At 52.7% G+C, this 13,845-nt stretch carries 12 protein-coding genes; 7 read left to right on the forward strand and 5 right to left on the reverse strand.

The annotated features are described in order from the left end of the window. Positions 1-3 precede the first annotated feature (3 nt). Positions 4-303, reverse strand: a complete 300-nt coding sequence (locus tag HMPREF0860_RS12395; RefSeq protein WP_021330828.1) for a helix-turn-helix domain-containing protein — start codon at positions 301-303, stop codon at positions 4-6. Between the two features lie 105 nt (positions 304-408). On the opposite strand from HMPREF0860_RS12395, the gene HMPREF0860_RS12400 reads away from it, so the two are divergent. After that, complete coding sequence (locus tag HMPREF0860_RS12400) at positions 409-816, forward strand: hypothetical protein (RefSeq protein ID WP_021330623.1); 408 nt, start codon at positions 409-411, stop codon at positions 814-816. A gap of 94 nt (positions 817-910) precedes the next feature. Here the strand turns inward: HMPREF0860_RS12400 and HMPREF0860_RS12405 are convergent, their stop codons facing one another. The 4 genes from HMPREF0860_RS12405 to lepB all read right to left on the reverse strand — a co-directional run bounded on the left by HMPREF0860_RS12405 (position 911) and on the right by lepB (position 6,691). After that, on the reverse strand, positions 911-2,173 hold the full coding sequence (locus HMPREF0860_RS12405; RefSeq protein WP_038081295.1) for an HD-GYP domain-containing protein: 1,263 nt from the start codon (positions 2,171-2,173) through the stop codon (positions 911-913). Between the two features lie 210 nt (positions 2,174-2,383). Further along, a complete protein-coding gene (locus tag HMPREF0860_RS13445; protein ID WP_156002123.1) occupies positions 2,384-4,270 on the reverse strand; it encodes a motility associated factor glycosyltransferase family protein in 1,887 nt (628 codons plus the stop codon). A 43-nt stretch (positions 4,271-4,313) separates the two neighbouring features. Beyond that, on the reverse strand, positions 4,314-6,182 hold the full coding sequence (locus HMPREF0860_RS12420) for a penicillin-binding protein (RefSeq protein WP_021330741.1): 1,869 nt from the start codon (positions 6,180-6,182) through the stop codon (positions 4,314-4,316). Next, complete coding sequence (gene lepB / locus HMPREF0860_RS12425; RefSeq protein WP_021330779.1) at positions 6,179-6,691, reverse strand: signal peptidase I; 513 nt, start codon at positions 6,689-6,691, stop codon at positions 6,179-6,181. The genes HMPREF0860_RS12420 and lepB overlap by 4 nt, the downstream gene beginning before the upstream one ends. Before the next feature lie 45 nt (positions 6,692-6,736). Between lepB and HMPREF0860_RS13450 the strand changes: the two genes are divergently transcribed. The 6 genes from HMPREF0860_RS13450 (at position 6,737) to amrS (ending at position 13,843) form a co-directional block, all read left to right on the forward strand. Continuing rightward, positions 6,737-7,927 (forward strand): M23 family metallopeptidase, encoded by a 1,191-nt coding sequence (locus HMPREF0860_RS13450; protein WP_021330806.1) that lies wholly within the window; start codon positions 6,737-6,739, stop codon positions 7,925-7,927. Between the two features lie 82 nt (positions 7,928-8,009). Next, positions 8,010-8,255: a zinc ribbon domain-containing protein gene (locus HMPREF0860_RS12435; RefSeq protein WP_021330688.1), complete on the forward strand. Its 246-nt coding sequence runs from the start codon at positions 8,010-8,012 to the stop codon at positions 8,253-8,255. Beyond that, positions 8,252-10,510 carry a polysaccharide deacetylase family protein gene (locus tag HMPREF0860_RS12440; protein WP_021330651.1) on the forward strand — a complete coding sequence of 753 codons (2,259 nt, stop codon included), beginning with the start codon at positions 8,252-8,254 and terminating at the stop codon, positions 10,508-10,510. Before HMPREF0860_RS12435 ends, HMPREF0860_RS12440 begins: the two co-directional genes overlap by 4 nt. Before the next feature lie 95 nt (positions 10,511-10,605). After that, positions 10,606-12,027 (forward strand): AmmeMemoRadiSam system protein A, encoded by a 1,422-nt coding sequence (gene amrA, locus HMPREF0860_RS12445; protein WP_021330795.1) that lies wholly within the window; start codon positions 10,606-10,608, stop codon positions 12,025-12,027. A 15-nt stretch (positions 12,028-12,042) separates the two neighbouring features. Then, positions 12,043-13,011: a DNA-methyltransferase gene (locus HMPREF0860_RS12450; protein WP_021330826.1), complete on the forward strand. Its 969-nt coding sequence runs from the start codon at positions 12,043-12,045 to the stop codon at positions 13,009-13,011. Continuing rightward, on the forward strand, positions 12,998-13,843 hold the full coding sequence (gene amrS, locus HMPREF0860_RS12455) for an AmmeMemoRadiSam system radical SAM enzyme (RefSeq protein WP_021330687.1): 846 nt from the start codon (positions 12,998-13,000) through the stop codon (positions 13,841-13,843). The genes HMPREF0860_RS12450 and amrS overlap by 14 nt, the downstream gene beginning before the upstream one ends. Positions 13,844-13,845 lie beyond the last annotated feature (2 nt).

The raw sequence follows: 13,845 nt of genomic DNA on the forward strand, positions 1-13,845 counted from the left end.
TTGTTATGTCGACAGATACGATTCTATCATCGCTTTGATCTCCGTGAGCAGTTTGCGATCGTTTTGAATTTCAGCGTAATCTACCGCAGGATTTTCGGAAAACAGCAGCGCCGGATGGATTTGAAAAATTTCCGCCATTTTTATAATTAAATCGAACGAAGGTTTTGCGATGCCGCATTCGATGTTGCCGATCGTACCGGTTGCGACGCCGCACAGTTCCGCAAAATGCGCCTGTGAAAATCCGTTTTTTATTCTGTTCTTTTTTACATTTGCGATAAACTCTTGCTGATATTCATACATCATTACCAGTATAAAATGATTTCTTGTGTTGACAATAATGTTTAATTGGTATTATACTCCGACTATCAATTAAATTGAGTAAAGCTCGGTTTAATTAAGGAGTCAGACATGAATATGTACAAAAAATTCTTTTCCTTGTTCGGCGCAGCGCTCGTCATAGCCGCTGCAGTATGCACGTTTACAAGCTGCAAAAGCGGTGACGATTCGGATCCGGCGCCCGTCGCGACGATCACATCCGAAGACGGAAGCGCGACGCTTGCGATTTTAACCCTTGACAAAGCAACGGGTACCGGCACGTACAAAGTTACCGGCAAGGTCGGTCCCGCTGATTTTACCGCTAAAGGAGACTTTGTGCTCGATGCTTCGGGAACAAAGATCACGTTGAAAAATACTAAAGTTACTCCGGATGCATTTGCAGCAATGGCAGCTTCATTTAACGGGGAACATTCTATTGATGCTTCGAAAAAAGTAACGGTCTTAGCGTATACCTTTAACCTTACGCCGTTGTTCGCGTAGTAACGAAGTTATTTCAAAATAAACGATCCGAGCCGAGAACGCGCAAAGCTTTTTCGGCTCGCTCGCGCACCCCTTTCTTTTACTTTAATCGATTTTATTTACCGGTTTGCGCCGGCTGCGCTTCACCGCTTTCCCGCTGCGTAAGACTCTTCATCACGTCTTCGAGTTCCTGCTTGTCGATCGGCCGCATGATCTTTATATCGTTGTCGTCGGTCTGCAGCGTTTTCGGAGCGCCGTCTGCGTCTTTTTCGCCGAGCAGCTGCACGATCGGATTTTTCGGATTGTCGGGATTGACGTCGATAACCTGCGCCGTCTCTCCGTTTGAAAGGTACACATAGGTGCCGATCGGAAAGAGCGATATACTGTACAACAGCGCTTTAATGACGGTTTCGTCGTATTGCCGGTTTTCGTTTTTGAGCATTTCGACCATTGCGGCGAAGGTACTGCGTTCGTTTTTATATCCTCGAGGCGCAATAATCGATTCGAACGAACACACGACTGCGATTATCTTCGCATAAAGCGAAATTTTATCGCCCGTGATGCCCCTCGGGTAGCCCGTGCCGTTTTCGCGTTCGTGATGTTCGAAAATGCCGAATTGTACCGGCACCGGAAACTGCAACTTTTTAGCGATTTCGAATCCGATGAGCGGGTGTTTCGATATTTCATCCCGCTCGGTGGGTGACAATTGTTTGTTCGAAAGATAGAGCTGCGGCGGCAGGCGCAACATACCGATTTCGTGCAACATACACGAAGCGCCGAGTTCGACGAGCTTTGATAAGCTCATGTGCAGCTGTAAGCCGATTGCAAGCGCGAGCACCGTCGAACGCATCGAATGCGTAACGATAAAATTTTTTTTGATTGTATCGTCGGACGATGCGATCCTGAGCACATAGCCGCGGTTTTCCCGGATAAAGACGCACAAGCTCCGCACCGTTTCTTCCAGACTTTCGTAATCGATTTCTTTGTGTGTCGCGTAGTGCGTATATATGTGATCGATGTAACGCATGTATTCGTCGTATACGTTTTGTACGGCAGCGAGGCGAGCTTGGTCACTGTTTTCGAGCGTCCGCGTGCGTTCCGCATCTTCGAGCGAGCGTTTTATGCCGCTGCTGAGCGCCGGTACGGGCCTTTCGCGCATCGGTGTATCTGCTTCAGATTTTGCGCGTTCTGCCATCAGGGCATCGACGTTTACATTACCTTCGCTGATAACTTCATTGAACTCCCAATCCGCAAGCGCTGCAATCACCGCTTTGGGAATGGAAACTCCGGCCGGCTCGACGACAAACAGCATATCGAGGAGCACATCTTTATTAAAACAAATACCGTCTCTTATGGCGCTCAATTCAAATGTATTCATACTACTCTCTATCCGTATATTGTAACGCGTTCCGCCCGTTTTGCAAGTCAAAAAAATCGAAATAGGCAAAAAAAAAGTTGAAAAACCTCACACGTTTTTCAACTTTTATAAACACGAAAATCGGTATTGTGCAGGCGTCCGGATGTCGAACCGTCCGCGTTATCCGACATTTTTATTATCGGGAAAAAAAGGAAAAACTTTAATGTTTAATTACGGTACATATTTTGCACATTCCGATGCGGCGCGAGCGAGTTCTTCGTAGATGCGGCGCGAGTGCAAAAGACTTTTTCGAAACGCATCTCCCGTTTTATCGCCGTTTCCGGCAAGATCGGCAAAGCGTTTCCCGCTCGGCAAAGCAAGCGATACGGCGTCTTTTACGCTGCTTTTGAGAATCGCCTCGTCTATATCGGCGAGGGCGCGAAGCGTTACGGAGTGTTCCGCATTGCCGTCTGAAATCGTATACATATCGCTTATATGCGCCGCACATCCGGTCGGTGCTCGACTTTTCGCCGCACCGCCGTCCGCGAGCGCATTTTCGCATATCCTCTTTCCGTCTTCCGCGATTTTTCGAAGAGAGGCGATTTCGTGCAAAAATTCGGCGCGGACGGCATCGAAGCGCTCTTTCGCCGGAGGAGAGGCTTTTTCCGATGCTTCGCTTTTTTTAATAAATTCGTTTTTTCGCGCCGTGATGTCGGGCTTTTTCAAAAACGATCGTATGTCGACGGGTTCTATGCCGGGGACCGCGATTCCGCTTCGGGAAAACGTATGCGTTTTTACATCGGGACAGGAAGCAAGTCTGCTTTCAAACCACCATGCGAACATCTTCATGCGCGAATCGGTCGGCACGGGTTTTCCGTCGTAATCGGATGCGGTCTCCGCGCCTGCCGAAAAAAGGAGCGGGAGATTTTGCGTTTCCGCAGGGAGAGTTCGCACCGAAGTCTCATGCGTTCCCTCTTCGAACATGCTGCCTCTGATGTGTGTCCTTTTTTCGGGAAAAGCGAAGTCAAGCCCGCAGCAATGGATTTCGGACGCACCCGCTGCATACGCGAAATTCCACGCTGCCGATGCGACCGAACCGCCCGCACCCAAATCGCCTTTTTTTCCGAGACGCCGTTCAAACCATTTTCCGATCGGAAAGAGGGATGACGAAAGTGCAAAACCTCTGCATGAAAACGAAAATACGGCGGGGTACACTGCGACTTCCGCGATGAGCACGCTCGACTTCGACGTTAAGCCTGCTATGTGGCGGTACGCGTAATACTGCGGATCTCCGACGACGATAAAATCCGGCTCGACGCCCGCTCTGAGGCACGCGCGGAGAGCCGTTTCAACGCACACGACGACGCTGCGTTTTTTGATTTCCGACAGATACGGCAGCACGCGCTCAAGCGAAGGACCTGCCGCGACGATCGTAAACGGAATGCCGTGCGCGTTTCCGGCGTAGGCTGATACTCCGCGCATCAATGCATAATTGTTAATATTTTTACAGCTGTTTTTGAGCCAGCGTTTGGCAAAGCGTTCGAGGGTTGCGGCATTGATATCGTCTTTGCGCCTGTTCCGTTCGACGAGGGTTCGAAGCGTATCGAAATAATCGGATGAGTGAGCGGTTTGCGAAGGTACCGAAAAAAACGCACAGTGTGACGCACCGTACTGTTCGATAAACGAAACGACCGTGTGCGGCGGACAGGCGATGGCTGCGATGCAGTCTTTACTCGCAAAAACCGCCGTCCAATCGGTAAGCGCGAGGGACGCGAAAAAGCGGGCGGCATCGGGCTCGACGACGATGATCGCCCTGTCCGGAAAGCGAAGGGCATAAGCTTCGACCGCATAGCCGAGTCCGAAACCGAAAAAGACTGCGGCGCGGCATCCGGCAAAATCCGAATTTGCAACCGTCTGTTCGGCCTCCCGTTTCGGATTGTATGCCGAGTGGAGCAGCGCGCCGCCTTCGTATGCGCTTACGCTTCCGTCTTTTGCCGAAACGATATTCCAAAACGGAAAGGGCTGTCCGATTGCCGGAGGGTTGTCATTTGAAGTATCGTGCGGGATTGAGCTGCCGCTGCAAATCGCGTCGACTGCGGCGATTTCGGATGCAAACATTTTCACGAGCGAAGGAAAACGAAAAGCAAACGCGCTGCGGTTTTTATTCCAGATTGAGTTCAATGACCATATTCTCCGTGACCGGTGTTCCCGCAGGCGGCGTTTGACTCGTAACCCAGCCGTTTCCGTGTATCGTTACGCGGAATTTTCCGCTCTCGAACAGCGGCAAAAGATCGCGCTTGGACATATTCGTAAAATCGGGAAGGAGGCTTCCGACGGTGAGCGTTTTGCCGGCGGGAATCACGATGCGTCCCGAATGCAAAAGCGATTCCGCGCCTCCGCGGCTCATACCGAGGTGATTGATGATCGCGTCGGCGGCTTCGGCGATAACCGGAGCGACGATGCGCCCCGCATAGGTTTCGCCCTTCGCCTTTTCGATGACGATGTAGAGAATGATTTCGGGATCTTCGATCGGAAAGATCGCGATGCAGTTCGATAAAAAATCGGTACTGCTGTATCCGCCGGATTTGTCCGCCATCTGCGCGGTTCCGGTTTTTACGCCGATGGAGATGTCGCCGAGCCGCGCGCGCGAGCCGGTTCCGGTCGTCGCCGTCGTTTCCATGCAGCTCAAAAGATATCGTGCCGTTGCTTCGCTCAATGTCCGCTCGCCGCGTTCGGCTTTGTGTTCGTAGTACGTCGATCCGTCTTTATTCGTAATCCGCTTGATCGTCGCAAGCTTTACGGGAATGCCGCCCGACGCAAGGGAAGTCGCCGCGTACATCATCTGCAGCGCGGAAACGCTTATCTCCTGTCCGATCGCAATCGTCGGTTTCGAACGCGCCGACCACGAGCGCGAATTCGGATCTTTGACCGATCCCGCCGTTTCGCCGGGCAGATCTATGCCGGTGCGTCTTCCGAATCCGAGAACGCGTATCTTTTCGATAAATTCATCTTCGTCGATGCGGTCGCTCATCTGTCCGAGCGCGGCGTTGCATGAAAGACGGAGCGCATCGCGCGGCGTCACCCAGCCGTGTGTGCCGAGACATTTGATGCGAAGCGTCTCTCCGCTGCGTGTTTTTCTTTCGTACATACCGTTACAAAAAAAGCTGTCGCCGCTGTGTATGAGTCCTGCATCGTGCAGGATCGCAACCGTAAATATTTTAAAAACGGAACCCGGCTCGTACGCCGTCATCGCAGGTCTGTCTATCGTTTCGTCGACGGTCGCTTTGTAGTATTCGTTTAAATTGACGGACGGAAGACTGATGTACGATAGGATTTCCCCCGTCTTCGCTTCGGCCGCGACGAGCATCATGCTTTCGGCCTGCGTGTTTTTCATGGCGCTTAAAGCGATCTGTTCGAGTTTGTATTGGAGATTCGCGTCGATCGTCAAATACACATTTTTGCCCGGCTCTATCTGCGCTGAGTCGGCGCCGACCGAAGGGGCGAGCACGGACTGCATCGAATACTCGGTTCCGGAAAGTCCGTTTCCGTCGTCCCCCATGTAGCCGACGAGCTGAGATGCGAGAGAGTTTTCGGGATAGACGCGTCCGGGAATCCTGTCGCAGCGCACGAAACTGTAACCCTTCGTATCGATGATCTGCTTGAGTTCATCGTATGCGGTCTGCGCTATCTTTTTTTTAAGGTAGACAAAGTGCGCACCCCTTGCGTTTTCGATAAGCGATGCGACCTCACTTTCTTTCATGCCGAGAATCGATGCGACATCTTTTGCAAAAGACGCGACGTCAGCGATCATTTTCGGCGTTACGCCGACGTGATAAAAATTCGTCTGCACGGCAAGCGGTTTTCCCGAACGGTCGACAATCGCGCCGCGTTCCATGACGGGCGTACGCGCAGTGATTTCGGCGACGGGCGTGAGCGCGAGGCGGACGTAGCGCAGCGTGATATAGGCGGCTGCTATAAAAACGAAAACGGCAAGTACGACGATCCGTTTCATGTGAAAAAAATCGTTCATTTATTAATAATCCTGCCGACGACGTTTTTGACGGAAACGAAACCGTAATTCCTCGAATCGATCGATTCGGCATAGTTGTCGCCGAGAGCGAGGATGTATCCGTCGGGTACGCGGGAAGAAGCGCGCATCAATTCATACTGTTCTTTTGTCAGCTCGATTTTCAAATCTCCCACAAAAAGACTATATCCCGAATTCGACGAATATTCCAGATGCGCTCCTGCGACGGCGGCGCAGCGCTTTATGACGATGCGGTTCGCGTGCAGATAGATGACGATATCGCCCGCTTTCGGCTCCGCCCACGAGACAAAAAATCCCGCGCTTCCGGGCTTTACGAGGCCGTAGGCGAGTTTGTTGACGAACACCGTTTCTCCGTCTTTGATCGCCGGTTCCATCGAGCGGCCGGAAATATGCAAAAAATCGATGACGAAAAGTTTAACGACGATGCCGATACACAAGCCGATGAGTACCGGAACGATGAAGTGCTGCGCTTTTTTTCCATCTTTTTGCATAGCTTTATTCTAATATGTGTGCGTTTTTATGTCGATAGAAATGATATGGAAATAATCAGTTATGTCGGTTTTGAGGGAAGGCGGATGAAGTCGCCCTTAAAATTGCCGTTCCGCTTCGGAGAACGCAAAAACAATCTCTCCTTCGCTTTTACGCACTCTCCGCTGACACATTCGTTTACCGCGGCCGCCGTGCGCTCCGATTTTTCGCTGCGCTCGTTTTTGATTTCGCTCGGCCGCTCGGCCGAAAGCGTACTTTCGCATTGGAAAGCGGGAATTGCAGTGATCGCCGTATTCGCTTTTCTTTCGGGCGCCAAAGCGGCTCTTTCGTATGCGGCAAGCCACACCGGTCCGCTTGCGCTTAAAGACAGCGGAAAAGCCGAACTCGAAACGCTCGATAAAGTGATGGCGGCCTTTGTCGCCGATGCGTCGATAAACTATACCGACAGCGGCGATATCGTCGGAAGCGGAAAATCGCAAGCGGAACTCGCAGCTTTGTTTAAAAAACCCGTTTCGTATCAAACCTATACGGTCAGATCCGGCGATACGCTCGGCGGCATCACAAAGCGCTTCGGCTTGACGAACCTTTCGACGCTCATCGATTTGAACGGCATTACAAACGCGCGCTCTCTGCACGAAGGGCAAAAGCTCCGCATTCCGTCGGTCGACGGCGTCATGTATACGGTGGAAAAGGGCAATTCGCTTGCAGGCCTTTCCGCGAAATTCAACGTACCGCTTGAAGATCTCCTCGACGTAAACGACCTTTCAAGTCAAACCCTCGCCGTCGGACAAAAATTGTTTATCCCCGGCGCGAAGATGGATGCGGCGAAATTGCACGAAGTGCTCGGCGATCTGTTTAAAATTCCGATTTCCGCGGCGTACCGCATTTCATCGAAATTCGGCTGGCGGCCCGATCCCTTTACCGGCGTGCGCTCTTATCACACGGGAATCGATTTGGCCTGTCCCGAAGGCACCCCGATCCGTGCGGCGATGAACGGCAAAGTCGCTTTTGTCGGCTGGTCGAACGTGTTTGGAAACTACGTCATCGTAAATCACCCGAACGGATATCAAACGCTCTACGGTCACATGGCTTCTTCGCGCGTAAAAAAAGGACAGAACGTAACGCAGGCGACGGTCATAGGGCTCGTCGGCTCGACCGGTTATTCGACGGGGTCGCATTTGCATTTTACCGTGTATAAAAACGGCCGGCTCATAAACCCGTCTTCCGTGCTGAAATAATCGGTTCTGCGGAGAATTATCCGAAACGGTTTTGCAAAATATTACGATATGGTTTATACTTACAATAGACGGAGGTCACCGTATGAAGCCGGTAACTGTGTGCCGCGGATGCGGACGCACGATCGATAACGATTTTATCTATTGCCCGTGGTGCGGCTATTCGCGCGTCGCTTCCGACGACAGCGCATCGCTCGAAGCGGTGTTCAATCAGCTCGAACAGCTGCAAAACGATTCGCGCAACCGGCAGATAAGCGAAATGGAAAAGCAGCTCGACGATCTCGTACACGAACTCGATGCGATCGTCTTGAGCGCGGAGCTGCATAAATGACGAAGCTCGGCGCCCTGTGCTGCCTCGTCGTTTCTCTTACCGTGCTGCCGCTCGCTGCGGGCGTTTCGTTCGGCAGTGCCGATCTGAACGACAAGGACGAAATCCTTTTTACGGTGCGCCGCGATTTTCCCGGAACTCCGTCCTACCGCTCGCTTTTTTACGCAAAGCTTGTAAACGGCGCTCCCGCAGAAAGCCCTCGAGCGCTTACCTGCTATCCCGAGCGGATGGAACTGCTTTCGGGCGGAAGCGTATTGCAAGTACGGAACCGCTGCGGTACGGCGCGCTATTCCTTCGAAACGGAGAGCCTCGAATGGACCGAACAGGCCGATACGATGCCCCTCGATTCGATGCCGCTTTTTCCCCGTGCGGTAAGTCCCGACGGAGCATGGAGCTGCTTTGTCGTCAAAACGGGATTCGCCGAAGGCACTTTGATGTTCGAAAATTCCGCGACGGGCAGGCAGACCGCGCTCGATCCGCACGCATCCGTCAGTTACGATTCTCTTCCGGTTAAGTGGGCGCCCGACAGCTCCCTCGTACTCTATGCTAAAGACGGCACGGTATGTTTTTGCAGTCCCGACGCGCTTTTCCGCGGCGTCGAAATCGACGAAGCCTACCGCGAAATCGGACCGGGTTCGATCGATTCGGTGTGCTGGGCGGGTGGCAGCGTTTTTTACATCGACGGCGACATGCTCTATAAAATCAACGTAAAGGAATTGTATACGACGGGTTTGTATTCTGCCGTCATCGGCAGAGGAACGCCTGTCGGTCGTCTGCCCGAGGCCTTCGATCCTTCGCGCGATGTGTTCAGCGTCGACAAAAACGGCACCTCTCTCTTTTTAATAAAATCGGGAAAGATATTTTCGCGCTATCTCCTGAGAGGCAATTCGGCGGACTATCTTCCCGTCGTGTTTTCCCGCCCTTACGTGAGTGCAATAGGCTCCCTTGTCGATGCGGTCGTCCTTTGGGATTCCGACGGAACGCCCTATGCGTGGATGCGCGTCATGCCGTATTCGGGATGTAAACCGATGGCCGCCGTATATCGCGCGTCCGATTCCCTTTCGCCCATTCTCTCTGCAGAAAATTCTTGTCGTCCGGTGATTTCGCCCGACGGAAGCCGCGCGGCTTTTTTTTCCGGCAGCACCGTCTACGTGTACGACATTTCGTCGTGGAAGCGCATCGGCGAACTTGCAGGGGAAAATACGACGAGCGCGGTTTGGAACGGAAACGACACGCTCTATGTCGGAGGAGACCGATCGGTGCGCCGCTGGAACGTCGTTTCGGGTACGAGCAGCGCTCTCTTCCTTTCATCCGCTTCATCCTGTTCGTGGGACGATAAAACCGGGCGCGCGACGGTAACGGCGGGAAACAAAACTTTTTCACTCGACGCATCGCTGAAAAAGTGGACGGAACTGTCCTCTCCTCGCGAAAACAGCATTTCGATGCAAAACGGCCGCTACCGCGTATTTTTCGGAACGACGCCGCACGCGAGCTATGAAAACGCGCTGTACGTGCGCACGCTTTCGGGCAAAGCGGTTACGCGCGCGGTGTTTCCCGAAAGCGCACAAAAAACTCCCGCTCGGAAAAAAGCCGCGCTCGCATTCGACGCATACGACAGTGCGGACGGGCTTCTGCTCATCCTCTCGGCTCTCGACACGTACAACATACGCGGAACCTTCTTTTTCAACGGCGAATTTATCAGGCGCTATCCGAAAGAGACGAAACAGATTTCGCTCACCGGTAATACCTGCGCCTCTCTGTTTTTTTCCGAACTCGACTTTACGCAGAGCCCCTTCGTCATCGATGAAGATTTTATCCGGCGCGGCCTTGCGCGAAACGAAGACGAGTTTTTCCGATGTACGGGAAAAGAGCTTTCGCTTTTGTGGCATGCGCCGTTTTACCGTGCAACCGCCGCTGCACGGAAAGCGGGGAAAAAAGCGGGTTATGCTTACGCCGAATCCGTAATCGGCGCTGCGGAAAAAAAGACAAACACCGAGGGATATTCGAACGTACGAGTTCGCAAACCGTTCGCTTCTGCCGAATACTCGAGCGCTTATACCGGATACCGGAACGCGACCGATTTTATCGAAAGCTGTCTTGCATCTCTGAGTGAAAACGGAGGCGGCATCGTGCCTGTGAGCGTCGGCTTTTCGCGCGATTTGACAAACGAGCGCGTTTATCAAAAACTCGATTTGCTCATAAGCGCAATCCTCGATGCAGGTTTCGATATCGTCGGTGCGGATGAACTCGCCGAATAACGCTGAAAGAATCCGCGCTCGTGCGCAAACGCATATAGGGAACCGCTAAAAACCGAAGTTTTTAAAGATTCCCTATACTAAAAACGGGAGTTGCTATGGCAATAATCGGCGCATTTATGGTTCCGCATCCTCCGCTCATCGTACATGAAGTCGGGCGCGGCAGGGAAAATGAAATCGCGGCGACAATTGCCGCGTATGTGCAGGTCGCAAAAAAAATTGCGAACCTCAACCCCGAAACGATCGTTGTCACGTCTCCGCACGTACCGCTTTACCGCGATTATTTTCATATTTCTCCCGGTACCGAAGCCTTCGGGGATTTTTCCGATTTCGGTGCGCCGGAAGTGCGCTTTCACCTTTTTTACGATGCCGATTTTGTTAAGGCACTTTGCAGCGAAGCCGATAAAGCGGATATCGCGGCGGGCACGAAAGGGGAGCGGCGTGCGTCGCTCGACCACGGTACGGCAGTACCGCTGTATTTTATTAATAAATATTATACCGATTATAAACTCGTGCGCATCGGCCTTTCGGGGCAGTCGTACAAAGCGCATTATGCGCTCGGCGAATGCATTCGGCGGGCAGCTGAAAGGACGGGAAGAAAAATTGCCGTCGTCGCAAGCGGCGATCTCTCGCACGTGCTGAAATCTGACGGACCCTACGGGTATCGCGCGGAAGGGGCGGTATACGATGAGCGCATTATGGACGTTATGGGATGTGCCGATTTCGGAAAGCTTTTTTCGTTCAGCCCCGATTTTTGTGAAAACGCCGCGGAGTGCGGGCACCGTTCGTTTATCATTATGGCGGGCAGCCTCGACCGCACGGCAGTCCGAGCGGAAAAGCTTTCTTACGAAGGACCCTTCGGCGTCGGCTACGGGATATGCGCCTATGATGTGACGGGGTACGACGAAACGCGTAATTTTTTGGAGCGGTACGAAGCGGAGGAGAGGCGCTCTCTCGATGCGCGGAAAAAAAACGAAGACGAATACGTCCGCCTCGCAAGGCTTGCGGTCGAAAACTATGTGCGAACAAAAGGCAGGCTTCGCATCGAAGGCGGTGCGGCTCTGTGCTCAAGCGGCTCCGAGCGTATGGAGCTTTCGGGCGACTTGCTCAAAAACCGCGCAGGAGTTTTCGTATCGTTGAAAAAAGACGGCATGCTCCGCGGCTGTATCGGAACGATCGTACCGGTACGGGAAAGCATTGCCCACGAGATCGCGCACAATGCCGTAAGCGCCGCTTCTTCCGATCCGCGCTTTTCCGAAGTGACGGAAGACGAACTTTCATCTCTCGTCTACAGCGTCGACGTCCTTTCGAGCCCTGAAAAAATTTCGTCGAAAGAAGCGCTCGACGTAAAACGCTACGGCGTCATCGTGACAAAGGGAAACAGGCGCGGCTTGCTTTTGCCGAATCTCGAAACGGTAAACACGGTCGACGAACAGATCGAAATCGCGTGTAAAAAAGGCGGCATCGACAAAAGTGAAAATCCCGAACTCGAACGCTTTGAAGTCGTACGCCATTATTAAATTCCGGGTATTGCGATGGAACACGATGCAGGTACAAAAAATGTTTCGCCGAGAAATCATACGACAGTCCTTACGGCGGACGACAGAAAATCGTTAAAGCCGCTCATCCGCCGCGCGGCAGCCCCGCTTTCGAAAGATGAAATCGTCGATTCGATATTCAACGGCGACTTGCTCAAGACGATCGATTTTTTTCCGTCGGAATCGGTCGATCTCATGATAATCGATCCGCCGTACAATATCACGAAAAATTTCGGCGGCGTAAAATTCGCGTCTCGCGGAGACGAAGCGTATGCGGACTACCTTGCCTCGTGGTTTCCTCAAGTCGTGCGGCTGCTTAAAAAAAACGCGAGCGTTTATATTTGCGGCGATTGGAAGAGCGCGGCATCTGTGTACACGGCGGCAAGCGGTCTTTTGACGGTGCGGAACCGCATTACGTGGCAGCGGGAAAAGGGACGGGGTGCGAAAGCGAATTGGAAAAATTGTTCGGAAGATATTTTTTTTGCGACGGTAAGCGGTGATTATTATTTCGATGCGGATGCGGTTAAGCAAAAGCGGCGCGTCATAGCGCCCTACCGCAAAGACGGAAAACCGAAAGATTGGGAAGAGGGCGACGGCGGAAAATTCCGCTTGACGGGCGCGTCGAATTTTTGGGATGACATCACGGTGCCTTATTGGTCGATGAGCGAAAACACCGAGCATCCGACGCAAAAGCCCGAAAAGCTTATCGCAAAATTGATATTGGCGAGTTCGAAAAAAGGCTCGCTCGTCTTCGATCCTTTCCTCGGTTCGGGTACAACAGCCGTCGTCGCAAAAAAGCTCGGGCGCAGGTATTGCGGCATCGAAATCAACGAAGACTACTGTCTCCTTGCATTGAAGCGCCTTGCGCGGGCGGAGCGCGATACGTCGATTCAAGGGTATACGGACGGCGTGTTTTGGGAACGCAATACGGGAAGGGAGCAGGGAGAGCTTCGTGGAAAGCGTTGAGTCCGAAATGCGTGTGACGTGCGACACGTGTTTTTACCGCTGCTCTCTCGCCGAAGGTCGAACGGGAAAATGCCGCGCCCGGATCAACAGCGGCGGAAACATCGTTCCGCTCAATTACGGACGGCTTACCGCGCTCGCCCTCGATCCGATCGAAAAAAAGCCGCTCTATCGATTTTTTCCCGGAAGCATGATTTTGTCGGCGGGAAGTTTCGGCTGCAATATGCACTGCCCGTTTTGCCAAAATGCGGAGATTTCGCAAAGCGGCGGAGACATCGAAACGGCGTATATTTCACCCGAATCCCTTGCCGAAAAAGCTTTATCGCTTGTTCCTCGCGGCAATATCGGCGTCGCATACACGTACAACGAACCGCTCGTGTCGTGGGAATATGTGCGCGATGCATCGCGCTGTGTACGCTCTCTCGGTATGAAAAACGTCGTCGTCACAAACGGCTGTGTCAGTACCGGCGTGATCGAAAAAGTGCTGCCGTACATCGATGCGATGAACATCGATCTGAAAGGTTTTACGCGCGAGTGGTACGAAAGCTTGGGCGGCGATTTGGATGTCGTCAAAGATACGATTGCGCGCTCGGCGAAGAAGACGCACGTCGAACTTACGACGCTCATCGTTCCCGGAAAAAACGACGGGGAAGAGGAGATACGCTCGCTCGCGCAGTGGGTTTCGAGCATCGATAAAAAGATTCCGCTGCACATTACGCGCTTTTTTCCGCACTGGCGCATGCCGGATGGTAACGCGACGCCGGTCGACACGGTGTACCGTTCTGTTTCCGCCGCGCGCGAATATCTCGAATACGTGTACCCCGGCAACTGCTGAAC

The sequence above is a fragment of the Treponema socranskii subsp. socranskii VPI DR56BR1116 = ATCC 35536 genome (assembly GCF_000468115.1).
Taxonomy (GTDB): Bacteria; Spirochaetota; Spirochaetia; order Treponematales; family Treponemataceae; genus Treponema_D; species Treponema_D socranskii.